Source organism: Deinococcus aestuarii (genome assembly GCF_018863415.1).
In the GTDB taxonomy this organism is placed as follows: Bacteria; Deinococcota; Deinococci; order Deinococcales; family Deinococcaceae; genus Deinococcus; species Deinococcus aestuarii.
Map to the genome: position 1 here is coordinate 72,501 of NZ_JAHKSN010000017.1, position 21,330 is coordinate 93,830.

A 21,330-nucleotide genomic window follows, 5' to 3' on the forward strand; every position below is an offset into this window, starting at 1 on the left:
GGCTTCGGCGCTGGCGAAGTCGGCGGCGCTCCACTGCGGCTGGACGGCGACGGCCCGGAAGGATCGCTGCCCAGGGGGCCGCTGCTCGGGGGAGGTCATGCCGTCCAGCCTAGCGGGAGCCGCGTGGGATGATGGGCGCATGTCGGAGGAGACGACGCTTCCGCCCGAGATCACCCCCCTCGGGGACGCCGCGCTCGTCGTGCGCTCGCCCCTCGCGCGTGAACTCCTCGCCGACCTCACGGCCCGGCCCCTCCCCGGCGTGTGGGAGGCGGTGCCCGCCCTCGGCGTGCTGACGGTGCTGTATGACCCGCTGGTGACCACCCCGGAGGACCTGACCGCGCAGCTCACCGGACGGCTGGCCGGGTTGACAAGGCGGGCCGGTGGAACGGGAAAAACCCTCGCCCTCCCCGTCACCTTCGACGGTCCCGACCTCGCCTGGTGTGCCGGGCGGGCGGGGCTGGACCTGCCCGGCTTCGTCCGCGCCGTGTGCGCCGCCCCGCTGGAGGTCGCCTTCCTGGGCTTCACTCCCGGCTTCGCGTTCCTGACAGGCTTACCGGAGGGGCTGAAGATGCCCCGGCTGGACACGCCCCGCGAGCGCGTTCCGGCGGGCAGCGTCGCGCTGGGCGGTCCCTGGGCGGGTGTGTACCCGCGCGAGACGCCGGGCGGGTGGCGGATCGTGGGGCGCACGGACGCCGTGCTCTTCGACGTGAACCGGGCCGAGCCGGTCGCGTGGCGCGCGGGCGACCGGGTAACGTTCGTGGACGTGACGAATGGTTGAGTCCCCCGCCCTGACCGTGGAGCGCTCCGGCCTCCTCACCACCGTGCAGGACGCGGGGCGGCGGACGCGGGCGCTCGGGGTGCCGGAGGGGGGAGCCGCCGACCCGGTGGCGCGGCGGCTGGCGAACGCCCTCGTCGGGAATCCGGCGGGCACGGCGGGGCTGGAGGTGACGCTGAGCGGACCTGCCCTGCGCTTTCACGCGGACGCCCTCGTCTCGCTGTGCGGGGCCCCATTCGAGGCGAGGTTGGACGGCGGGACCTTCCCTCTCTGGCGGGCCGTCCCCATTGATGCCGGGCAGACTCTCTCCGTTCTCGGCACGGCGTGGGGGGCGCGGGCCTTTCTCGCCGTGCGGGGAGGCCTGGGCGGGCAGGAGGTCTTCGGCAGCCGCTCCACTGACCTGCGTTCGGGATTCGGCGGGCTGGAGGGGCGGGCGCTCAGAGCGGGGGACCGCCTCTCCTGGTTCCCTCTGCCGCTCGTCACGCCGCCCCGCGCCTTCGTCGCCCCCGACCTCCGGACGCCCACCGGGCCGGACCTCACCCTGCGCGTCCTCCCTACTCCGGAAGCCACGCCCGACCTCCTCGCCGCGATGTGCGGCCCCACCTTCACCGTGAGTGGGCAGGCCGACCGCATGGGCGTGCGGCTGGGCGAGGCGGTTCCGGCCCCCCACGATCCCACCCGCGTCAGCCTCCCCAACCCGCCCGGTGCCGCGCAGCTTCCCCCGGACGGTCGCCCCACCCTGCTCCTGAGTGACGCGGGCACGCACGGCGGCTACCCCACTCCCCTCGTCGTGGCGCGGGCGGATCTGCCCTCCCTCGGCCAACTGCGGCCCGGCGACCGGGTGAGGCTGCGGGCCGTGACGCTGGAGGAGGCGAACGCGGCGCTGGGGCGGCGGGAACGGGCGTTGCGTGGAGTGGAGGGGGCGCTCGCGTGGTGGTACAAGGGGGCATGACCTCCATGCCGACCATCGACCTCAACGCCGACCTGGGAGAGGGCAGCCCGCACGAGGCCCTTGTCATGCCTTTCGTATCCAGCGCGAACATCGCCTGCGGGGGCCACGCGGGCGACGAGGGGACTATGCGAGGCAGCCTGCGCCTCGCCGCGAGGCACGGGGTCTCGGCAGGGGCCCATCCCGGCTTCCCCGACCGCGAGGGCTTCGGTCGAAGAGAAATGCACTTCCCCCCGGAGGAGGTGACCGCCTTCGTCCGCGAGCAGATCGAGGCGCTGAAGGCGGTGGCCTCCCGCGAGGGGGTCCGCCTCGCCCACGTCAAGCCCCACGGGATGCTCTACAACATGGCGGTGAAGGACGCGGAACTGGCCCGCGCGGTCGCCGTCGCTGCAAAAGACTCCGGCCTCCCCCTGTACTTCGGGCTGGCGGGCGAGCGGTCGTTGATGCTGGATCAGGCGGCGGCCTTGGGGCTGGACGCAGTGGGGGAGGGTTTCGCCGACCGGGGCTACGCCCCCGACGGTTCCCTGTGGCCGCGCGGGCAATCGGGCGCCCTGCTCCCCCACGATCAGGCCGTCGCCCAGGGCGTCCGCCTCGCACGCGAGGGCGTCGTCACGGCGGTGACGGGGGAGACGGTGCGCGTCCCGGCCCGGACCCTCTGCCTGCACGGGGACGGGGCGGAGGCGGCGGAACTCGCGCGGGACCTGCGGGCGGCGCTGGAGGGGACGGGGGTGCGGGTGGCGGCGCCGGGGACCTAACCCCTCACAGCCGCCGGGCGAGGTAGTCGGCCAGCAGGCGGTAGCTGCGGGTCCTCCCGGCGATGTCGCCCGCCCCGTGGCCCTCGTCGCCGAACTCCACGTACTCGAAATCGCGGCCCTCCTCCCGCCCGTAGCGTAGCAGGGCGTCCCGAAAGCCCCTGGCCTGGTTGACCGGGCAGCGGGGGTCGTTGACGCCGTGCATCATGAACATGTGGGCCTTGAGGTTCGCCGCGTGCGTGATCGGGCTGCGGTCGCGCCACAGCTCGGCCTGCTCCACCGGGTCCCCCATCAGCGTGCGGAAGTAGTAGCCGAGCTGCGGCATGTCGCGGCTGTTGTCCTCGTGCAGCCGGTGCAGGTCGGTGATGCCCACGATGGGCACGCTGACCTTGAACAGCTCGGGTTTTTTCACCGCCGCGAGGTAGGAGAGGTAACCGCCGTAACTCCCGCCGAAGACGCCGACGCGCTCCGGGTCCACGAAGTCGAGGGTCTTCAGGTACTCGGCTCCGGCAGCCACGTCCTCCAGGTCGCGCCCGCCCCAGTCCCGGAGGTTGGCGTCGCGCCACCCCACCCCGTACCCCGTCGAGCCGCGCACGTTGGGGCACAGCACCACGTACCCCCGGTCGGCGAGAAACTGGAGCTGCGCGCTGAAGGAACGGTAAAACTGCGCGGTGGGGCCGCCGTGCACGCAGACCAGCGCCGGGAACCGCTCGTCGGGGGTGGCCGACCGGGGCCGGTAGAGGATGGCGGGAACGTGCAGGCCGCCTTCGGTGGGGTAACGCACGTACTCGCCGGGCACGAAGTCCGCCGGGTCCACCTCGCCGTACTCGGCGGGCAGCAGCACCTCGGGGGTGTCGGTCTCCAGGTCGTACAGCAGCACCTCCGGGCGGGTGGTGGTCGTCGTGTGCTGGAAGAGCAGCCGCGTGCCGCCCAGCGCGAACTCCGTCCCGTAGGCGAGGCCGGGAGGCAGCCTTAACTCGCGGGCCTGTCCGGTCTCCGTGTCGTACAGGACGGGCGTGAGGGTGCTCTCCACGTTGCGGATCACGCTCAGCCAGCGGCCATCGGGGGAGAACTCACCGGCCTCCTCGGTGAGTCCGTCTGCGGGCGTGAGCCAGCGCACCTCCCCGCTCTCCAGGGTGAGGAGGCCCACCCGCCCATGCCCGTCCGCGTCGCTGGTGACAGCCACGCGCCGCCCGTCGGGGTGCCAGCGGCCCACCCCGTCCCGGCTGCCCTCGCGCACCCGCAGCACCCGGCGCAAGTCGCTCCCGTCCGCGTTCATCACGTAGCCGTCCAGGTTGCGCAGGTCGGCGCTCTCGTTGGTGTTGAGCGTGACCTGCGTGCCGTCGGGGCTCCAGGCGACCGCCTGGGTGGTGTTGGGCTGCCGGGTCAGGGCCGTCCAGGCGTCCTCGCCCTCCCGGGTCAGGTCGTAGACGTGCACGTTCATCTGCCCGCCCCGCGTGCTGTTCACGAGGAGGCGCCGCCCGTCCGGGTGGGCGTCCACCGCGTAGTCCATGCTCCCCGGGGCGTGGTGGAGGGGCCGGACCTCGCCGGGCGCCACCGTCACCTCGAAGAGGGCCTGCCGCTCGTCGCCGTCGTGGTCCCGGCTGAAGAGGATGCGTGTGTCGTCGTGCGACCACACGAAGCCTGCCCGGATGTCCTTGGGCGCCTCCCCGTTCGTCACCTGGCGCCGCTCGCGGGTGCGGAGGTTCAGGACGTACAGCTCGAAGCGTCCGGTCCAGTCGGCGTAAAAGGCCACCTCCTCCCCGCCGTGCGAGACACTCAGGGCCGCGACGGTGGGGAGGGCGGTCAGGGCCTCCAGCGGGATGCGTTCGGGCATACGGCAGTGTAAGAGGTCGGGTGATCGCTGACGGCTGAAAGCTGACCGCTTCCCCTCACCTCGACCAGTTCGGCGCCGCCGGGGGAGGCGTGATCGCCGCGTACGTCTCCGTCGCGTACCGGTCCGTCATCCCGGCAATGAAGTCGCACACGGCGCGGGGCAGGCCGTCCTCCTCTGCCCGGGCGCGGGCCTGGGGCGGCAGCATGGAGGGCCGGGCCAGGAATGCGGTGAAGAGTGTGGTCAGCACGCGGGTCGCCTGCTCGACCTGCATTTCCACCCGCCAGTGGCGGTACAGGTGCTCGCGCAGGAAGACGCCCGTCTCGCGCAACAGGGCGCGCATGGGGTCGCTGTAGGTGATCAGCCGCCCGCCGTCCGGGCCAGTGTGGGCGCGGGCGTCCTCGGCGCTCCCGACGCCGCTCGCGCTGATGGCAACCTCGCTCGCCCCCGTCAGGTCCGTGATCAACCAGCCCAGCAGTTCGCGGTGGAGGGTGCGGCGGTCGCGCTCGGTCAGGTCCGGGGAAGTCGTGGGCACCCGCGCCAGGAGGTCCCGCCACAGCGGCAGTTCGGCGAGTTGCCCCGGCGTAATGAGCCCGCTGCGCAGCCCGTCGTCGAGGTCGTGCGCGGTGTAGGCCAGCGCGTCGGCGGCGTCCACGAGCTGCGCCTCCAGGCTCGGCGGCCCCTGTCCGGCGCGGTCGTGCTTGTTCAACCCGTCGAGGGTGTCGAGCGTCAGGTTCAGCCCCGGGAAGTCCGGGTAACGGTCCTCCAGCCGGGTCACGATGCGCCGCGCCTGGGAGTTGTGGTCGAACTCCTCCCCGTGCTCCGCCATCAGCGCGTGCAACACCCGCTCCCCCGCGTGTCCGAAAGGGGGGTGACCGAGGTCGTGCGCGAGGGCCACCGTCTCGGCGAGCGTCTCGTTGAGCCCCAGCGTCAGGGCCACCGAGCGGGCGACCTGCTGCACCTCCAGCGTGTGCGTCAGGCGGGTGCGGTAGTGGTCGCCCCGCGCGTTGAGGAACACCTGCGTCTTCGCCTCCAGCCGCCGAAAGGCCGTCGTGTGCAGGATGCGGTCGCGGTCCTTCTGGAAGGCGGTGCGGGTCGCGCTTTCCGGCTCCGGGTACTCCCGTCCGCGGGACCGGGCGCTCAGGGTGGCGTAGGGCGCGAGCGTCCGGGCCTCGCGCTCCTCCAGGTCGGCGCGGGTGAGCATGGGGGGATTGTGGCAGATGGGGGGAGGTCGAGGGCGGATGACGAAAGATTCTTTAGCCTTCCACCTTCCGCTTTCCGCCCGCCGCATCCTCTACAGTTCCCCCATGAGCGACGCAGCCACGGGCAACGACACCCAGGTCATCTACGACGGCCACATCGTGCGGCTGGAGGTGCAGGACGGCAAGTGGGAGATCGTGCGCCACGCCGACGCGGTGGCGATCCTGGCGCTGAACGACGCGGGCGAGATGCTGTTCGTGCGGCAGCGGCGGCGGGCGGTAGACGCCTTCACCCTGGAGGCCCCCGCCGGGCTGATCGACGACGGCGAGAGCCCCGAGGAGGCCGCCCGGCGCGAGCTTCAGGAGGAGGTGGGGCTCGACGGCGACATGACCCTGCTCACCCGCTTCTACTCCAGCCCCGGCTTCTGCGACGAGGAGCTGTACGTGCTCCGGGCCCGCAACCTGCGCGAGAGCAAGCTTCCCCACGACGAGGACGAGGAGCTGGAGCCGGTGTGGATGCGGCCCCAAGAGGTGCTCGACAGCCTGCGGGACGGCACGGTCAAAGGGAGTGCCAGCACGGTCACGGCGGCTCTCTTCGCGGTGCAGCTCCTTGGGCGGCAAGGCGGGTGAAGACCTACGTCTCGCCCAATCAACGCCCCGACACGGAGACGGTGGTGGCCGTCGGCTCCTTCGACGGGGTGCACCTGGGCCACCAGGCGCTCATCGCCCAGCTCAAGGCGCGGGCGCGCGAACACCGGGTCCCCAGCGTCGTCTACACCTTCGACCCCCCCACCCGCGTGCTGACCCAGGGGGTCGAGTTCCTGTCCACCCTCCCCGAGAAACTCGACCTCCTCGCCCGCTACGGGGTGGACGAGACGGTCGCCGTGCCCTTCACCGCCGAGTTCGCGGCCCGGCCCAAGGAAGCCTTTCTGGACGACCTGCGCACCCTGCGGCCCCGCTCCATCGTGGTGGGCGAGGACTTCCACTTCGGGCGGGGGCGGGCGGGCGGGGTGGCGGACCTGCGCGGGGTGACGCGCGAGGTCGTGGCGCTGCCCATGCACCAGCTCGGCGGCGACGACATCAAGAGCACCCGCATCCGCGAACTCCTGAAAGAGGGCGACGTGGAGGGGGTCCAGCGTCTCCTCGGGCGCCACTACGACGCGCAGGGGGTGGTCGTGCAGGGCGACAGGCTCGGGCGCACCATCGGCTGGCCCACCGCCAACATCCGCGTTCCCGAGGGCAAGGCGCTCCCGCTGGGCGTCTTCGCGGTCGTGGCGATCACCGAACTCGGCCCGGGGCACCAGCGGCGGTATCACGGCATGGCGAACGTGGGCTTCCGCCCCACCGTGAACGGCACCGGGCGCCGCTTCGAGGTCCACCTCTTCGACTACGAGGGCGACCTGTACGGGGAGGAGGTGCAGGTCAAGTTCTTCACCCGGCTGCGCGGCGAGCAGCGGTTCGGCAGCCTCGACGAGCTGAAAGCCCAGATCGCGCGGGACGCCGAAGGGGCGCGGGAGGCGTTGCGGGACGTGCGGTGAGGGGTGGGGGCGGGGAAGGGGGAAACGTGTTTTACTCGTGGCCTCCCGCCGAAGCTGTGGGTCGAGGGATGACCTGACCGCCCATCTCCCCCCAAAGGACGGACGTGTATGGAAGCTCCCCCCGCGGCAACCGCGCCCTCCCGCCCCGACACCTCGCCCCACCCCTCCCCCTGGTCCCTCCTGGGTATCGGCGCCGCGCCCCTGATCATGGCTGGGCTGGGCCTCACCCATCCCGCCGACCTGACCCTGGACACGGCCCGCCACTGGCTGAGGCTGCACCTGTGGCTCATTCCGCTGTTTCCGCTGATCGGGGTGAACGTCTGGTGGCTGCTGTGGGGTCTTCCCGGGCCCGTGGCGTGGCTCGCGCGGGTGGGCGCCTTCGTGTACGCCGCCTATTCCCCGGCGGTGGACCTGCTCGCGGGGGTCGGTGCCGGGCGGCTGGTGGGCCTGGGGGTGGACCTCGACTCCCCCCTCCTCGCCGCGCTGTTCCGGCAGGGCAACGCGCTGGGTGACGTGGGGAATGTCGGATTGATCGCGGCCTGCGTGCTGGCCCTCGCCGCCCTGTGGCCGGGCGTGGGAAGGCGGGTGGTGCCCGGAGGGGCGGCGCTGCTCCTCGGGGCGTGGCTCTTCACGCGGCACCACATCTCCCCGCCGCTGGGCGTGACGGGGATGCTCCTCCTCGCCCTGGGATTCGTGGCCCTCCTGTGGGCGCGGCGACCGGGGGCGGGCCGGGTCAGGGCCGGGTGAAGTTCGTGATCCTCCACTCGCCCTCGCCGTCGGCCACGTTCGCCTGGCGGGTGGCGCTGGAGAAGCGCGTTGGGTGGCCGTCGCGCCCGTCGTACTCGACCTCGACGGCGGGGCAGGGCTGCTCCCGCTGGCCTTCGAGCGCCTGGGCGATGTTGGCGAAGCGGTCCTCCACGGTCGCGCGGGCCTGGGCGCCCGGCTCGCCCGTCTCCCCGGGGGCGAGCCTGACCGCCTGCGCCATCCCGCCACGCACCGAGACGCGCACCGTGGGAAAGCGCAGGGGCGCCGACACCTGCGCGAAGTCGTGGCTGTAGTCGCGCACGCCCGCCGCCGTCCACCTCGCCCGGGCGGCGGCCAGGTCACGTTCCAAGACCGCGAAGTCGGGCCGGACGTAGCCGGGCGCGCACGGTCCCACCTGGGCCGGACCGCCGACGGGCACGGTGGTCTCCTCCGTGGTGCGAGCTGCGCTGTTCTGCGACTGGGACGGCGCGCACGCGCTGAGACCGAGGGCGAGGAGGACGGGCGGCAGGGCCTTGAACATGGCCCCAGCCTACCCACGCGCGTGTGACGCACCGCTGACCGGGGTGAACGGCGGGCGTACCCTGGCCTCATGACCGACCTCGCCCCCGCCACCCGGTCCCTCGACCTGGGCTATTCGTTTTGCCCCAACGACACCTTTATCTTCTACGCCCTGCACGCCGGGCGGGTCGCCTCGCCCCTCCCCGTGCGCGAGCGGCTGGAGGACGTGCAGACCCTCAACGACTGGGCGGTCGCGGGCCGTCTCCCGGTCACCAAGATCAGCTACCGCGCCTATTTCGAGGTGATGGACCGTTACGTCGCGCTGCGGGCGGGCGGGGCGCTGGGAAGGGGCGTGGGGCCGCTCGTCGTCGCGCGGGAGGAGGTCGGGGACTTGAACGGGCGGCTGGTGGCCTCTCCCGGGGCCCTCACCACCGCCGAACTCCTGCTGCGCCTCGCCTACCCGGAGGTCCGCCTCACCCGGATGCGCTACGACGAGGTGATGCCCGCCGTGGCGCGCGGCGAGGTGGACGCCGGGCTGATCATCCACGAGTCGCGCTTCACGTACCCGGAGCACGGCCTCGTCAAGCTCCTCGACCTCGGCGCGTGGTGGGAGGGGGAGACGGGGCTGCCCCTGCCCCTCGGCGCGATTCTGGTGCGGCGCGACCTGCCGCTCGATACGCGGCGCGGTCTGAACCGGGCGGTGCGGGGGAGCCTGGAGTACGCCCGCGCCCACCCGGAGGAGCCGATGGAATACATCCGCCGTCACGCCCTGGAGATGAGCGACGACGTGATGCGGGCGCACATCGACCTCTACGTCAACGACTTCTCGCTGGACGTGGGCGAGGAGGGCGAGCGGGCCGTGCGCGAGCTGTACCGCCGGGCGGTGGAGGTGGGGGCGGTGAGGCCGTCCGCGCTGCCCCTCTTCGTGGAGGGGTGAGGGTGCCCTCTTAAAGAAAACCTTTCCCCACCGCCCTAAGCGACCGCGCGGCCCCGCCCTCCGGTTCGCTAAACTGCCTGCCGAACCCGATGTTTGCGGGGTGGGGGAGGAGCATGACTCAAGGCAGCAGGGACGGGGAGGCGCCGTCCGCCTACGAGCGGGCGGGCGTGAGCATCGACGCGGGCGGGCAGGCGGTCACCCTGATGCGGGAGGCGGTGGCCCGCACCCACGGTCCCGCCGTGCTGGGCGGCCTGGGGGGCTTCGGCGGCCTCTTCCGCCCGACCTTCACGGGGATGGCCGAGCCCGTCCTCGTCGCCTCCACCGACGGGGTGGGCACGAAGACGAAGGTCGCCGCCCGCACCGGACGCTACGCGGGCCTGGGCGCCGACATCGTGAACCACTGCGTCAACGACATCCTCGTGCAGGGGGCGCGGCCCCTCTTCTTCCTCGATTATGTGGCGATGGGCAAACTTCGCCCCGAGGTCGCCGCCGAGATCGTGACGGGCGCGGCGGCGGCGTGCGAGGCGCTGGGCGTCGCCCTGCTGGGAGGCGAGACCGCCGAGATGCCCGGCGTGTACGTGGAGGGCGAACTCGACCTCGTGGGCACGGTCGTCGGCGTGGTGGACCGCGCCGCGTTGATCGACGGGTCACGCCTGCGACCCGGTGACGCCGTGATCGCCCTGCCGAGCACCGGCCTCCACACCAACGGCTACAGCCTCGCCCGGATGGCGCTGGACGGGCTGGACTGGAGTGAACCCCGGGTGGACCTGGGCGGCGGGCGGCTCGAAGACCTCCTCACCGCGCCCCACCGCGCCTACCTGGGGGCCTTCGAGGCGCTGCGGGGGGAGGACGTGACGGTGCACGGCATGGCCCACATCACCGGGGGCGGGCTGGTGGACAACCCGCCGCGCGTCTTCCCCGAAGGGGTTGGGATGCAGGTGCATACCTCGTCGTGGAGCGTGCCGCCCCTCTTCGAGCTGATCGTGCGGGAGGCCAACGTCCCCCGTGAGGAGGCCTTCCGGGCGCTGAACATGGGTGTCGGGTTCCTGTTCATGGTGCCCGCCGCTGAACTGACCTCGGCCCTGACCGCCTTGCGTGCGGCGGGGGAGACGCCCTGGGTGATCGGCGGGATGGTCGAGGGCGAGGGGGTCACCTTCGCGGGCGACACCCCGGGCGAGGCCGTGAGCGGGGTCAGCCCTTGACGAGGCGCCGCGCCCCTTTTGGCTTCGTGCCGCCCGACCGGGCGACCGCCACCGAGTTCTGGGTGGTCCGGCACGGCGAGAGCACCTGGAACGCCGACGGGCGCTACCAGGGGCAGACGGACGTGCCCCTCAGCCACATCGGGGTGCTTCAGGCGGCCAGCCTCGCCGAGCGGCTGACCGGGCAGAGGTTCGCCGCCGTCTACACCAGTGACCTCGCCCGCGCCTCCCAGACTGCCGAGATGGTCGCCGAGCGGCTGGCCGGGACACCGACCGTCCAGCCCGAGCCCGGCCTGCGCGAGATCGACGTGGGCGAGCTGAGCGGCCTCGTCGTGCCGGACATCGAGGCGCGGCACCCCGGCTATCTCTCCGCCCTGCGCGCCGACCCCTGGCGCACCCGCCGTCCCGGTGGGGAGAGCATGGAGGACCTCTTCACCCGCTGCGGCGCCACCTTCGAGACCCTGCGGCTGCGGCACCCGGGGGGGCGGGTCCTCGTCTTCACCCACGGCGGGGTGGTGCGGGTCGCCGTCGGCCTCGCGCTCGGGGGCGTGCCTGCCCACGCCTGGGCCCGGCTGAGCGTCACGAACACCTCGATCACCCGCGTGTTGCTCGGCGAGAGCAGCGGCACCCTCCTCGGCTTCAACGACGACGCCCACCTGGAGAACCTACTGGAGGCCACCGAGGCGGACGACGTGCTGGGGCAGGCGCCTTGAAGAACGGACGGGGATAAATCAAGGTGTCTATGAAGGTGCTGGTACGGAAGATTTTAATAACAGTTCTGGCCTCTCTGTTGTTGGCCTCATGTTCAACGCGGATATCAGTCGAGAACCTTTCCGGAGAGTATATACGGAGAACTTCTGATAGAAGTTACACTCAGAAAATAAATCTGCCCAAAGACCTTAAGTATGTTGCAAATATACTTCATAGTCAGGATATAATTTCAAGCACTACTGGAGAATATAGAATATTTGAAGGCACTGAAAATGATATAAGGTCAGTAGCATTAAGCGTTTCCATCCCTAACGAAGAGGTTGGGAGGAAGTTAAATTACAATGTTACGGGCGAAATCGAAGAGGTATTTCTGGTCATGCGTATTGATGGTAGAGTAGTTCTATCTCTCGACGCGTTTGGTGACCGCTATCTGGGACGTAATAGTTAAAAAATTGCCTGGCTCAGTGAAATGTGTAGTTGAGTCCGGCGACCTTTGAAATATTTGGCCGTGGTCTTGCCGTTCGCTCCGGTGATCAGGAGCAACGTACTCGCAGGGTAACCGGGGAAAGCGTGCCGCACATCGGCGAAGGGGCCTACACTGCCCGTAGCTGGGCTTGTGACGGTGTGAGGGAGGCCGCCGGAGACGGTAGGTTGGAGGGATGAAACAGGTCACCTACAGGTGCGCGCGTCCGCCGGAAGGTGGGACCACTTGACCGCCCCCGGTCCGCCCCCCACCCTCCTCGACCGCTTCCGTGACGGCGACCCCCGCGCCCTCGCCCGCGCGATCACCCTCGCCGAGAGCGGGCTGGAGGGCGCACGTCCCCTGCTGCGCGCCGCCCGCGAACGGGCCGGGCGGGCGGTCGTCCTCGGCGTGACGGGCAGCCCCGGCAGCGGCAAGAGCACCCTCACCGACGGCTTGATCGCGCACCTGCGGGGCCAGGGGCAGCGGGTGGCCGTCCTCGCCGTGGACCCCAGCAGCCCCTACTCGGGCGGGGCGATCCTGGGCGACCGCATCCGGATGCTGCGGCACCACGCGGACGAGGGCGTCTTCGTGCGCTCGCTCGCCAGCCGGGGGGCGCTGGGCGGCCTCTCGCCCCGCACCCTGCCCGTCCTCGCGCTGCTGGAGGGGGCGGGCTTCGACTGGGTGATCCTGGAGACGGTGGGAGTGGGCCAGTCGGAGGTGGACGTGGCCGCCGTGTGCGACCACACGCTGCTCGTGCTCACGCCCGCCGGGGGGGACGGGGTGCAGGCCTTCAAGGCGGGCATCATGGAGATCGCCGACGTGCTGGCCGTGAACAAGGCCGACCTCCCCGGCGCCGACCGCACCGTCCGCGAGCTGCGGGCCGCGCAGGGCCTCGGGGCGCACGACGCGGGGACGTGGTTCGCGCCCGTCCTCAAGACCGTCGCCTCACGGGGAGAAGGCATAGCCGAGGTCGTGGCGGCGGTCCTCGCCCACCGCGCCCATCTGGGGGAGGCGGGCCTCGAAGAACGCCGTGAGCGCCGCGCCGAGTTCGAGGTGAGGACGCTGGTGCAGGACCGGGTGCTGAGGCGGGCGCGCGAGCTGAGCGGGAATCTCTACGCGCGGGTGGCCCGGGGCGACCTCGACGCGGACGTCGCCGCCGACGAGTTGCTGTCGGGGGGGTAGGCTGACCGCATGGGCGAACAAGTCACGCTGGACGCCGAGTTTCTGCGCCGGGCGCTGGGGGAGTCCGGCGATCTGGTCCATCTGGAGATCACGCCGGGCTCGCTGCCGCTCGACTTCCCCGTGACGCTGCCGGACATCGCGGGCTTCAGGGTGCTGGGTGGCGTGCGCTCGGTCACGCGTCCGACCTTCTCGTCCGGGGGGAGGGCCGCCGAACAGACCCTGTGGCGCCTCTTCCTCGACGTGCCCGGCCCGCAGCCCGACGTGATGGCCGCCCTCACGGCCCGTCTGGCGGGCAAGGGGTGGCGGGTGGCGCAGATGTGGCGTCAGGCGTTCGTGGAGGCGTCGGCGGACCGCTGGATGTGCGTCCATCCGGAGCAGGCGCGGACGGTCACGCTCCAGACGCGGGGCGAGGGGGCGGTGACCCAGGTCGCGCTGACCGTGCAGGACGCCGAGCCGGAACAGGTGCGGCACCTGCTGGGCCAGGACCCCCAACCGAACTTCCACCGGATGCACGACCTCCCCCTTCCCACCCTCGTCGTGCCCCTGGGGTGGCGGGTGCAGATGCAGGGCGGGGGCGGCGGCGAAACCGAACGCAGCGAGCGGGCGGTCCTCGTGCCCCCGGAGGGCGCGGACGAACCGCCTGGGCTCCTCGCCCATTTCTCCCCTCAACTGGAGCGGCAGGGGTGGCGGGTACGGCACGTGGAGAAGGAGGACGGCGCCGGGTATCTGACCGCCCGCACAGGCCGCGGCATCGATGTCCTGACCCTGAGCCCGGACGCTGGGGTATGGCAGGCCGTCTTGCTTCACGTCGCGCTGGGACCGGGCGGACAGGGCAGCGCCGCCAGCTTCTACACCCTAAGCTCGTAGGGATGAAGGCCCGCACCCTCGCCCCCCTCCTCCTCGTCTTCCTGGCCGCGCAGCGCCTTCTCGAATTGCGCCTGGCCCGCGCGAACGAACGCTGGGCGCGGGAGCACGGCGCCGTCGAGTACGGGCGCGAACACTACCCCCTCTTCTTCGCCCTCCATGCGGGCTGGATGCTCTCCACCCTGCTCGAAGGCCGCCGCTCGGGGGGACGGGTGAACTGGCCCGCCTTCTTCCTCCTCGTGCTCGCCCAGCCCTTGCGGTACTGGGTGATTCGCAGCCTGGGAAGGTACTGGAATACCCGCATCCTGATCGTACCGGGGGGGGAACGGGTGCGGGGCGGCCCTTTTCGCCTGGTGCCTCACCCCAATTACGCCGTCGTTGCTTTGGAACTGGCCTCGGCGCCCCTGGCGGTCGGGGCGTGGCGCACGGCGCTGGCCTTTACCCTGCTCAACGCCGCGCTCCTGCTCCTGATCCGCATTCCCACCGAGGAGCGGGCGCTACGGGCGTATGCGCAGGGGCGCGGGGAGGGGAGCGGCGCGGGCCCTGGATGAGGGGTCGCCCTGACCTGGAAAGCTGTGCAGCGAAGTATCCCCACGCCGGAGGCGAGACCCGTCGCTCCGCTCAGGGGGACATCGTTCGTGTGGGGCCCTCTAGCGGTGCCGCTCCTTCCAACGCCTCGGCGCGCGGCGCTCGAAGACGAGTCCGCGCGGGGTGTCGGCGAGTTGTAGGGCGGTGTACACCCGCACCCCCTGAAGTTCGAGGCGCCCCCGGGCCCCGGCGCTCGTGCGCTCGACCGCCGCCGCGACGGCCACGACCCGCAGGCCGTGGCTCGTGGCGAGGGCCACCGCCTCCAGCTCGGGGCCGCCGCCCTGAAGGTGTTCGGTGACGAGCACGACCTCGCCGCTGGGGGGAATCAGGGGGAGCCAAGTGTCCACCTCGCCGGGAAGGGCCGCGTCGAGGAGCGTGACGCCGCGTGCCCGCGCGAGGCTGGCCGCGAGGTGAGCCCCGCCCGGCAGGGTGAGCACGGCGTCGAGCTCCGGCAGGGCCGCCGCGAAAACCTGCGCGAGGTCCGCCCACTCCCCCGGCGACATCTGCGCGAGCCGGGCGAGAAACCGCTCCTCGGACGGCAGGGTGGAGGCGATCATCTCGCGGAACGTGGCGACCATGAGGGGCAGCTTAACGTCTGGGCCCACACACGGCCGTCACCCGCCGGGTGGGGCAAACTTCACACTCCGGGGGGCGAGCGGCCGCCCCCGGCCCGGCCCGCTGGACGCCCCGGGCGGCGGGGGGCGTAGGGTAGAGACCTATGCGCGCCACCGCCGCTCCCGCCGCCGTCCGCCACGCCACCGCCGTCGCCGTGGCCGTCACGGCGGGGCACTTCATCAACGACGCCTACGGGGCGATGCTCACCCCCCTGACCCCCGCCCTCCAGGACCGCTTCGGCGTGTCCATCGCCGCCGTGACCCTGCTCTCCAGTGTGTACAGTCTCACGAGCAGCGTGCTTCAGCCCCTCCTCGGCATCGTCGGGGAGCGGTTCGACCGCCGCTACGCCGCCGCCCTCGGCCCCCTGATGACGGGTCTGGGCCTGACGATGATGGGCTTCGTGCCGTGGTTCGGGGCTCTGGTGCTCCTCGTCGCCGTCGCGGGCTTCGGGAGCGGCTTCTTCCACCCGGCGGGGGCCGCGTACGTCGCCCTGAACAGCCCGGCGGAGAAGCGGGGGCTGTGGGCGAGTCTGTTCAGCGCGGGGGGCACGGCGGGCATGGCGCTCGGCCCGGTCTTCGCGGGGGTGGGCTTGGAGCATCTGCCCTGGTTTTCCCTCATCGGCGCGGGGATCGCGGCCCTCACCTTCGCGGTCACGCCGTCCGGGCGGGCGAGCGGGCGGCGGGTGGGCCTCGCCGAGTACGCGCGCATCTTCCGAGGGCCGCTCGTCTCCCTCTGGGCGATGGCGGTGCTGCGCTCGCTCGCCAGCATGGGGTACAACGCCATGCTTCCTTTCATCCTGATCGCTCGGGGTTTCGGGGCGCGCGAGGTCGGGGTCACGCTCGCCGTGTACGCCGTCGCCAGTGCCCTGGGCGGGATTGTCGGCGGGCGGGCGAGCGACCGGTACGGGCGGGTGCCGGTGTTGCGGGCGGCCATCCTCACGACCATTCCCTTCTTCGCGCTGCTGATCTTGTCGAGTCCGGCGAACTGGTGGTTTTACCCGCTCACCTTCCTCGTCGGGGCCGCCGTCAATGCGAGTGTGCCGGTGGGCGTGGTTGCCGCGCAGGAGTATGCGCCGGGGCATGTGGCCGTGGCGAGCAGCATCATGATGGGGTTTTCGTGGGGGTTTGCGGGGCTGCTGATCTTTCTCGTCGGGGCGCTGGCGGACGTGACGAGTCCGACGACGGCGGCGCTGGTGAGTCTGACGCTGCTCTTGCCGAGTGCGGTGATCGCGTACCGGTTGCCGGAGCCTGGGCGGGAGCGGTTCGAGTAGGGAGGGGGGCAGGGCAACTTGCCACGGTTTGCCCCCACCCCCCAACCCCCTCCCCCCCGGGGGGGCAGGGGGAGCGGCGCTGCGCTGGGCAAGGGCACACGGACGGCGCGGGTGGACGGGTTCTTCTGAACGCAAGGTCTGATCTTGTCGCGTCCCAGTCGCTACCCCACCGTCTCGCTGCGCGAGCCGACGTGGCCGTGGGCCTGGGGCATTCTAGTCACGGGCACTCATGGGGCGCCCAGATCGGCGTTTTGAACAGCGCAAAGGCCCCCGCTCTCTTTCTCCCTCTCCCCTTGTGGGAGAGGGCCGGGGTGAGGGGGCGTGTGACCAACCCCACCGCCAAGCAGATGCCCTCGCCTTCTCCTCCTCATCCCCTGTGGGGGACTGGTACAGCTCGCACCGCGACTCGTAGAGCTGCTGAGCAGAGGGAGTGAACGCCCCAAGCATCCGGCGGCCCAACCTCTCGACAGCCCTCTGGTTGTTCTCTGCCGAAGAAAGCGAGCAGGCAGGGTACCCCTCCGTCACCCCCGCCCTGCCCGCTGCCTCCGCACGAATTCCAGAAAGTCCTCCTGCCCCAGCGTGTTCACCACCCGCTCCGGGGTCAGGCCCGCCTTGCGCGCGACGAGGACGCCGAAGCGGGTGTCGGTCAGGCCGCCGGGGACGTGCGCGTCGGTGTTGATGGCGAAGGTGAGGCGGTCCCGCCAGCGCAGGGCCTCGCGCCAGTCGAGGTCGAGGCGGTAGGCGTTGGCGTTGATCTCCACGACGGTGCCGTTTCGCTCGCAGGCGGCGAGCACGGCGCCCAGGTCGAGGGCGTAGCCGGGGCGGCGCAGGAGCAGGCGCCCGGTGGGGTGGCCCAGGATGGTGACGAGGGGATGCGAGGCGGCTTTGATCAAGCGCTCGGTCTGCCGCTCGCGGTCGAGGGTGAAGAGGCTGTGGACGCTGGCGACCACGTAGTCGAGTTCGGCCAGCTCCTCGTCGGGGTAGTCGAGCGAGCCGCCCTCCAGGATGTCCACCTCGGAGCCCGCGATGACGGGGAGCCCTGCCCGCCGCAACTCGCGGACCTCGCGGATGTGGGCGCGCAGCCGCTCGATGCTCATGCCGTTCGCGTAGTGCGCGGCGCGCGAGTGGTCCCCGGTGCCCAGGAAGGCGTGGCCCAGCCGCACCGTCTCCTCCGCCATCTCGCGCACGGTGGCCGCCCCGTCCGACCAGACCGAGTGGGTGTGCAGCATCCCCCGCAGGTCGGCCTCGGTGACGAGTTCGTCGGGGTGGGGAAGGCTCTCCCAGATTCCGTCGTGCTCGGGCTCGCGGTACTCGGCGGGGCGCAGGGGGAGGCCCAGCTCGCGCGCCACGTCCTGCTCGGTGGGGGTGGGAATGACCTCGCCGCCGCGTCTCAGGCCCCGCCCGCTGAGGTCGAAGCCCCTCGCCCGCGCCTCCGCCCGCAGGCCCTCGCGGTATGCGGTGCCGCCGCCCATCATCAGGTCCAGCGCTCCCCGCACCTCCGCCGGGCCGTAGGCGATCTCCACGGGCACCCCGTCCACCCGGCCCGCGAGGAGCGGCTTGGGGTCCACCGGGGCGAGGCCTTCCACCACCCCGGCGAGGCGGGCGGCCACTTCTTCGGCCGTGCCCGTCACCGTCACCCGCGCCGCGCGCACCGTATCGAGCCCGCGCCGCGCGTCCCCCGCCACCCGCGCGTTCAGATCGGCCAACCTTCCCGCGAGCCCCAGCGACACGTCGAGCCCGGTGCTGAGGTGCTGACGTTCCTGGGCCGCGAGGGCAAACTCCACCGCCTCCAGAATGGTCCCCGCACTCTTGGCGCCGAAGCCCTTGAGGGCCGCCACCCGCCCGTCGCGCGCCGCCTCGCGCAGGGTTTCGAGGGAATCCACCCCCGCGTCCCACAGCAGCCGAATTTTCTTGGGTCCCAGGCCGCGCACCCGGAAAAGGCCCAGCACGCCGGGCGGCACCTGGCTGGCGGCGTCCTCCAGCGGCGGGAAGAGGTCCGTCTCGGCGTAGGTGACGAGTTCGGCGGCGATGCTCCGGCCCACCTTGGGCACGCCCGCGAAGCCCGACGCGACGAGTTCTGCGGGGTCGGTGTCGAGCGCTTCCAGGCTGCGCGCGGCACTGCGGTAGGCGTTCGCGCGGAAGACCTCCTGCCCGAGCAGGTCGAGGAGGTCGGCGGTGGTCTTGAGGACATTCGTGAAGGCCTTGCGGGTGAGGTCAGCCATGCCGCACCCGGCCCTGGTAGGTCACGATGCGCCCGCCCACGTCGTGGAGCTGCTTGATCGCCTCGGTGAAGTGGAAACCGACCTCCCCCGGCCGGTGCGCGTCGCTGCCGAGGACGAAGCCGATGCCGCGCTCGGCGGCGGCGCGGGTGAGGTCGGGGGCGGGGTAGGCCTCGCCGACGGGTTTGCGCCAGCCCGCCGTGTTGAAGTCGAGCGAGAGGCCGCGCTCGGCGATCACGTCGAGGGCGTGCAGCGCCGCGTAGCCGTCGGGGTCGCGGTGCCCGAACTTCTTGGGGAGGTCGAGGTGCCCCACCGCGTCGAACAGCCCCGTCCGCGCCGCGCCCTCCACCAGCGCGTAGTAATGGCGGTAAAGGCTGCCCAGGTCCCGCGCCCCGTACTCGTCCGCGTACTCCGGGTTGTCGAAGCCCCAGGCGCCGATGTAGTGGACCGAACCGATCACGTAGTCCCAGTCGTGGGTCTCCAGCAGCTCGGCCACGTACCGCTCGGTGCCGGGGTGGAAGTCGGCCTCCAGCCCCAGCCGGACCTCCAGCCGCCCCTGGAACTCCGCCCGCGCCTCCAAGACGCCCTGCACGTACTCCCCGAGCTGGTTCCGGCGCATCCGCCACCCCGCGTCGTACCACGCGGGCATGGGGATGTGGTCGGTGAAGCAGACGCCCGCCAGCCCCGCGTCGAGGGCCGCCTGGGCGTACTCGCGCGGTGTGCCCGTCGCGTGCCCGCACAGCGGCGTGTGCATGTGAGAGTCGAAGAGGGGCGAGGTCATGGGGAACAGGGTACGGGATGCGGGGAAGCGGGGCGGAAGTGCGGCCTTCGTCGTCCCTTGCGCTCAGCCCACGCCCTCATCCGGCCACCCGGCGGGAAAGTGGGTGGCCGGAAAGACCGCCCGCGCCGCCGCCAGGAACTCCGGCCACCGCTCGGCCCGGTAACGCCGTGACAGGTGCAGCAAGCAGAGTTGTCCCACCCCCGCCGCTCTCGCCAGGGCCGCCACCTGCGCGGCGGTCGTGTGGTCGTTGCGCCGGGCGAGGTCCGCGTCCTCCGGGAGGTACTGCGCCTCGGCGTAGAGGGTGCCCACCCCCGCCAGGAGGGGTGCGAGCCGGGCCTGCTCCTCCTCGTCCAGCCGGAAGTCGGTCAGGTAGGCGAGGCTCTCCCCCGGTTGTCGGCGCAGCAGCCGCGTCCGCAATTCGTCCGCGTCGTGGGGCGTGCCGGGAACGTCGAGCGTCTCCGTCGCCCCCGCCTTGAGCGCGGCGAGCCACGGGCCCCCCTTCAGCCCGAGGGCTTGCAGCGCCGCCGGGTCCACGCTCACCCGTTCCGGTTCCCTCACCACGTAGCCGAGGCACACGCCCTGGTGTCGCAGGGGCACGGCCTCCACGCTGACCTCGGGGGTGGTGAAGAGGGGACCGTCCACCGGGCGTGTCCCCTCCTCGTGCGCCACCTCGAACGCCTCGTGCAGCTCGAAGCGCAAGGACCGGATGGCCTGCCCGTCCACGTCGTGCACGTGCCACGTCCCGCTCAGTTCGGGCGCGTGGTTCCACCAGTACCCCCGGAAGCGGTGCGACAGGATGCGCGCCGTGCCGGGCGGGCCCCAGACGTGGTTCACGCGGCCCGGCAGGTCGAAGGTCGCGCGGAAGAGGTCGTCGAAGCCTGCGACGTGATCCATATGCAGGTGCGAGAAGAGGACGTGATCGACCGCCCGCACCTCCGCGAAGGGGAGCGTGTCCAGGGTTCCGGCCCCGCAGTCGAGCAGCAGCCGCGTCTGCCCCTGTCCGGTATCCGCCACCACCCACAGGGCGTTGTCCTGCGCCGGGAGACCGAGGACCTGGACCTTGAGCATGGGCGCAGGGTAGCGGACATCCGAGTTCACCACCCGGCCTGCATCTTTTCTCAAGTCCACGTATACTCATTCTCTATGACGAAGGCCGTCTCCCCAGAAGAACGCGCCCAGCCCGCGAGCGGTGGGCAAGCCGGGATGGCTGCGGCGAATAATCCTGCGCTCCTCACCCCGGGGACGCTGCCCCCGCCCGTCCTCGCCGGGCGCGACTTCCTGAGCAACCTCGACATGACGGCCGCCGAGTTGCGCGCCGTGCTGGACACCGCCCACTCGATGCGGCGGGGAGAGTGGCGCGGCGTCAAGCCCCTGAGCGGCCTGAGCCTCGCCCTGGTGTTCGAGAAGGCGTCCCTGCGCACCCGCACGACCTTCGACGTGGGGATGTACCAGCTCGGCGGGCACGCGATCACCCTGTCGAACACCGAGATCGGCCTGGGCACCCGCGAGCGCGTTCCCGACGTGGCGCGCAACCTGGAACGCTGGGTGGACGGGGTGATGGGCCGGGTGTACCTCCAGCAGACCCTCCATGAACTCGCCGACCACGCGAGCGTCCCCGTCATCAACGGGCTCTCGGACATGCTCCACCCCGCGCAGCTCCTCGCCGACTACCAGACCATCGAGGGGGAGTTCGGGCCCGACCTGAAGGGCAGGCGGGTCGTCTACATCGGCGACGGCAACAACCTCGCCAACAGCCACATCCACATGGGCATCCTGACGGGGACCGACGTGACGGTCGTGACCCCGGTCGGCTACGAGCCGAACGCGGGCGTGCTGATGGACGCCGTGAAGGCGGGCGTGCAGGTCACCCTCACCCATGACCTCGCGGCGGTCGAGGGGGCGGACGTGCTCTACACCGACGTGTGGATCAGCATGGGCCAGGAGGCGGAGGCCGACATCCGCCGCCGGGCGTTTCGGGGCTATCAGGTCACGCCGGGGATGCTGGAGACCATCGCCCCGCACGGCATCTTCCTCCACTGCCTGCCCGCCCACTACGGCGAGGAGACGGTGCCCGAGGCGACCGAGCACCCCAAGAGCCGGGTGTTCGATCAGGCCGAGAACCGCCTGCACGCGCAAAAGGCGCTGCTGTACCACCTGATGGGGGAGATGCGGCCGAGGTGGTGAGAGAATC

22 protein-coding genes (1 of these 22 cut by a window edge) are annotated in these 21,330 nt (G+C 71.7%); 14 read left to right on the forward strand and 8 right to left on the reverse strand.

Annotated features, from left to right (window positions below; all coding sequences use genetic code 11):
- On the reverse strand, positions 1–99 hold the start of the coding sequence (locus IC605_RS17740; RefSeq protein ID WP_216327235.1) for a nitrilase-related carbon-nitrogen hydrolase. 1,173 nt of this gene lie to the left of the window's left edge; 99 of the gene's 1,272 nt are visible here — the first part of the coding sequence; the start codon lies at positions 97–99; its stop codon lies beyond the left edge, outside the window.
- 40 nt (positions 100–139) lie between these two features.
- Between IC605_RS17740 and IC605_RS17745 the strand changes: the two genes are divergently transcribed.
- From IC605_RS17745 to pxpA, 3 genes are read left to right on the forward strand one after another with little or no spacing between them, the layout of a single operon-like run.
- Positions 140–778 (forward strand): 5-oxoprolinase subunit B family protein, encoded by a 639-nt coding sequence (locus tag IC605_RS17745; protein ID WP_216327237.1) that lies wholly within the window; start codon positions 140–142, stop codon positions 776–778.
- A complete protein-coding gene (locus IC605_RS17750; RefSeq protein WP_216327239.1) occupies positions 771–1,727 on the forward strand; it encodes a 5-oxoprolinase subunit C family protein in 957 nt (318 codons plus the stop codon). The genes IC605_RS17745 and IC605_RS17750 overlap by 8 nt, the downstream gene beginning before the upstream one ends.
- A complete protein-coding gene (gene pxpA, locus IC605_RS17755) occupies positions 1,724–2,479 on the forward strand; it encodes a 5-oxoprolinase subunit PxpA (protein WP_246580993.1) in 756 nt (251 codons plus the stop codon). Before IC605_RS17750 ends, pxpA begins: the two co-directional genes overlap by 4 nt.
- A gap of 4 nt (positions 2,480–2,483) precedes the next feature.
- On the opposite strand, the gene IC605_RS17760 is transcribed toward pxpA, so the two are convergent.
- A complete protein-coding gene (locus IC605_RS17760; protein WP_216327242.1) occupies positions 2,484–4,313 on the reverse strand; it encodes a S9 family peptidase in 1,830 nt (609 codons plus the stop codon).
- 55 nt (positions 4,314–4,368) lie between these two features.
- A complete protein-coding gene (locus IC605_RS17765) occupies positions 4,369–5,514 on the reverse strand; it encodes a deoxyguanosinetriphosphate triphosphohydrolase (RefSeq protein ID WP_216327245.1) in 1,146 nt (381 codons plus the stop codon).
- A 103-nt stretch (positions 5,515–5,617) separates the two neighbouring features.
- Here IC605_RS17765 and IC605_RS17770 point away from each other — a divergent pair, with 103 nt between their 5' ends.
- From IC605_RS17770 to IC605_RS17780, 3 genes are all read left to right on the forward strand, one after another.
- Positions 5,618–6,139 carry an NUDIX hydrolase gene (locus IC605_RS17770; RefSeq protein ID WP_216327248.1) on the forward strand — a complete coding sequence of 174 codons (522 nt, stop codon included), beginning with the start codon at positions 5,618–5,620 and terminating at the stop codon, positions 6,137–6,139.
- A complete protein-coding gene (ribF, locus tag IC605_RS17775; protein WP_216327251.1) occupies positions 6,136–7,047 on the forward strand; it encodes a riboflavin biosynthesis protein RibF in 912 nt (303 codons plus the stop codon). Before IC605_RS17770 ends, ribF begins: the two co-directional genes overlap by 4 nt.
- Before the next feature lie 108 nt (positions 7,048–7,155).
- The gene (locus tag IC605_RS17780; RefSeq protein WP_216327254.1) at positions 7,156–7,794 is read left to right on the forward strand and encodes a hypothetical protein; all 639 of its coding nucleotides are present in this window, start codon (positions 7,156–7,158) and stop codon (positions 7,792–7,794) included.
- Here the strand turns inward: IC605_RS17780 and IC605_RS17785 are convergent.
- A complete protein-coding gene (locus tag IC605_RS17785; protein WP_216327257.1) occupies positions 7,781–8,332 on the reverse strand; it encodes a DUF6174 domain-containing protein in 552 nt (183 codons plus the stop codon). The two genes, IC605_RS17780 and IC605_RS17785, sit on opposite strands and share 14 nt — an antisense overlap.
- Positions 8,333–8,401: 69 nt before the next feature.
- On the opposite strand from IC605_RS17785, the gene IC605_RS17790 reads away from it, so the two are divergent.
- From IC605_RS17790 to IC605_RS17815, 6 genes are all read left to right on the forward strand, one after another.
- Positions 8,402–9,247, forward strand: coding sequence for a 1,4-dihydroxy-6-naphtoate synthase (locus tag IC605_RS17790; RefSeq protein WP_216327260.1), 846 nt, complete (start codon positions 8,402–8,404; stop codon positions 9,245–9,247).
- 113 nt (positions 9,248–9,360) lie between these two features.
- Positions 9,361–10,449 carry a phosphoribosylformylglycinamidine cyclo-ligase gene (gene purM, locus IC605_RS17795; protein ID WP_216327261.1) on the forward strand — a complete coding sequence of 363 codons (1,089 nt, stop codon included), beginning with the start codon at positions 9,361–9,363 and terminating at the stop codon, positions 10,447–10,449.
- On the forward strand, positions 10,446–11,159 hold the full coding sequence (locus IC605_RS17800) for a histidine phosphatase family protein (RefSeq protein WP_216327263.1): 714 nt from the start codon (positions 10,446–10,448) through the stop codon (positions 11,157–11,159). The genes purM and IC605_RS17800 overlap by 4 nt, the downstream gene beginning before the upstream one ends.
- Before the next feature lie 707 nt (positions 11,160–11,866).
- Positions 11,867–12,802, forward strand: coding sequence for a methylmalonyl Co-A mutase-associated GTPase MeaB (gene meaB / locus IC605_RS17805; protein ID WP_216327265.1), 936 nt, complete (start codon positions 11,867–11,869; stop codon positions 12,800–12,802).
- 9 nt (positions 12,803–12,811) lie between these two features.
- Positions 12,812–13,669, forward strand: coding sequence for a hypothetical protein (locus IC605_RS17810; protein WP_216327267.1), 858 nt, complete (start codon positions 12,812–12,814; stop codon positions 13,667–13,669).
- A 2-nt stretch (positions 13,670–13,671) separates the two neighbouring features.
- The gene (locus tag IC605_RS17815; RefSeq protein ID WP_216327269.1) at positions 13,672–14,217 is read left to right on the forward strand and encodes an isoprenylcysteine carboxyl methyltransferase family protein; all 546 of its coding nucleotides are present in this window, start codon (positions 13,672–13,674) and stop codon (positions 14,215–14,217) included.
- Positions 14,218–14,316: 99 nt separating this feature from the next.
- Here IC605_RS17815 and IC605_RS17820 read toward each other — a convergent pair whose 3' ends face one another.
- Positions 14,317–14,832 (reverse strand): hypothetical protein, encoded by a 516-nt coding sequence (locus IC605_RS17820; RefSeq protein ID WP_216327271.1) that lies wholly within the window; start codon positions 14,830–14,832, stop codon positions 14,317–14,319.
- A 140-nt stretch (positions 14,833–14,972) separates the two neighbouring features.
- Between IC605_RS17820 and IC605_RS17825 the strand changes: the two genes are divergently transcribed.
- Positions 14,973–16,139, forward strand: a complete 1,167-nt coding sequence (locus IC605_RS17825; RefSeq protein WP_216327273.1) for an MFS transporter — start codon at positions 14,973–14,975, stop codon at positions 16,137–16,139.
- 521 nt (positions 16,140–16,660) lie between these two features.
- On the opposite strand, the gene IC605_RS17830 is transcribed toward IC605_RS17825, so the two are convergent.
- The 3 genes from IC605_RS17830 to IC605_RS17840 all read right to left on the reverse strand — a co-directional run bounded on the left by IC605_RS17830 (position 16,661) and on the right by IC605_RS17840 (position 20,207).
- Complete coding sequence (locus IC605_RS17830; protein ID WP_216327276.1) at positions 16,661–18,361, reverse strand: DNA polymerase/3'-5' exonuclease PolX; 1,701 nt, start codon at positions 18,359–18,361, stop codon at positions 16,661–16,663.
- Positions 18,354–19,139: a histidinol-phosphatase HisJ family protein gene (locus IC605_RS17835; RefSeq protein WP_216327280.1), complete on the reverse strand. Its 786-nt coding sequence runs from the start codon at positions 19,137–19,139 to the stop codon at positions 18,354–18,356. Before IC605_RS17835 ends, IC605_RS17830 begins: the two co-directional genes overlap by 8 nt.
- 63 nt (positions 19,140–19,202) lie before the next feature.
- Positions 19,203–20,207, reverse strand: coding sequence for an MBL fold metallo-hydrolase (locus IC605_RS17840; protein WP_216327282.1), 1,005 nt, complete (start codon positions 20,205–20,207; stop codon positions 19,203–19,205).
- Between the two features lie 135 nt (positions 20,208–20,342).
- Here IC605_RS17840 and argF point away from each other — a divergent pair, with 135 nt between their 5' ends.
- Complete coding sequence (argF, locus tag IC605_RS17845) at positions 20,343–21,323, forward strand: ornithine carbamoyltransferase (protein WP_216327333.1); 981 nt, start codon at positions 20,343–20,345, stop codon at positions 21,321–21,323.
- The last annotated feature ends 7 nt before the right edge of the window (positions 21,324–21,330 follow it).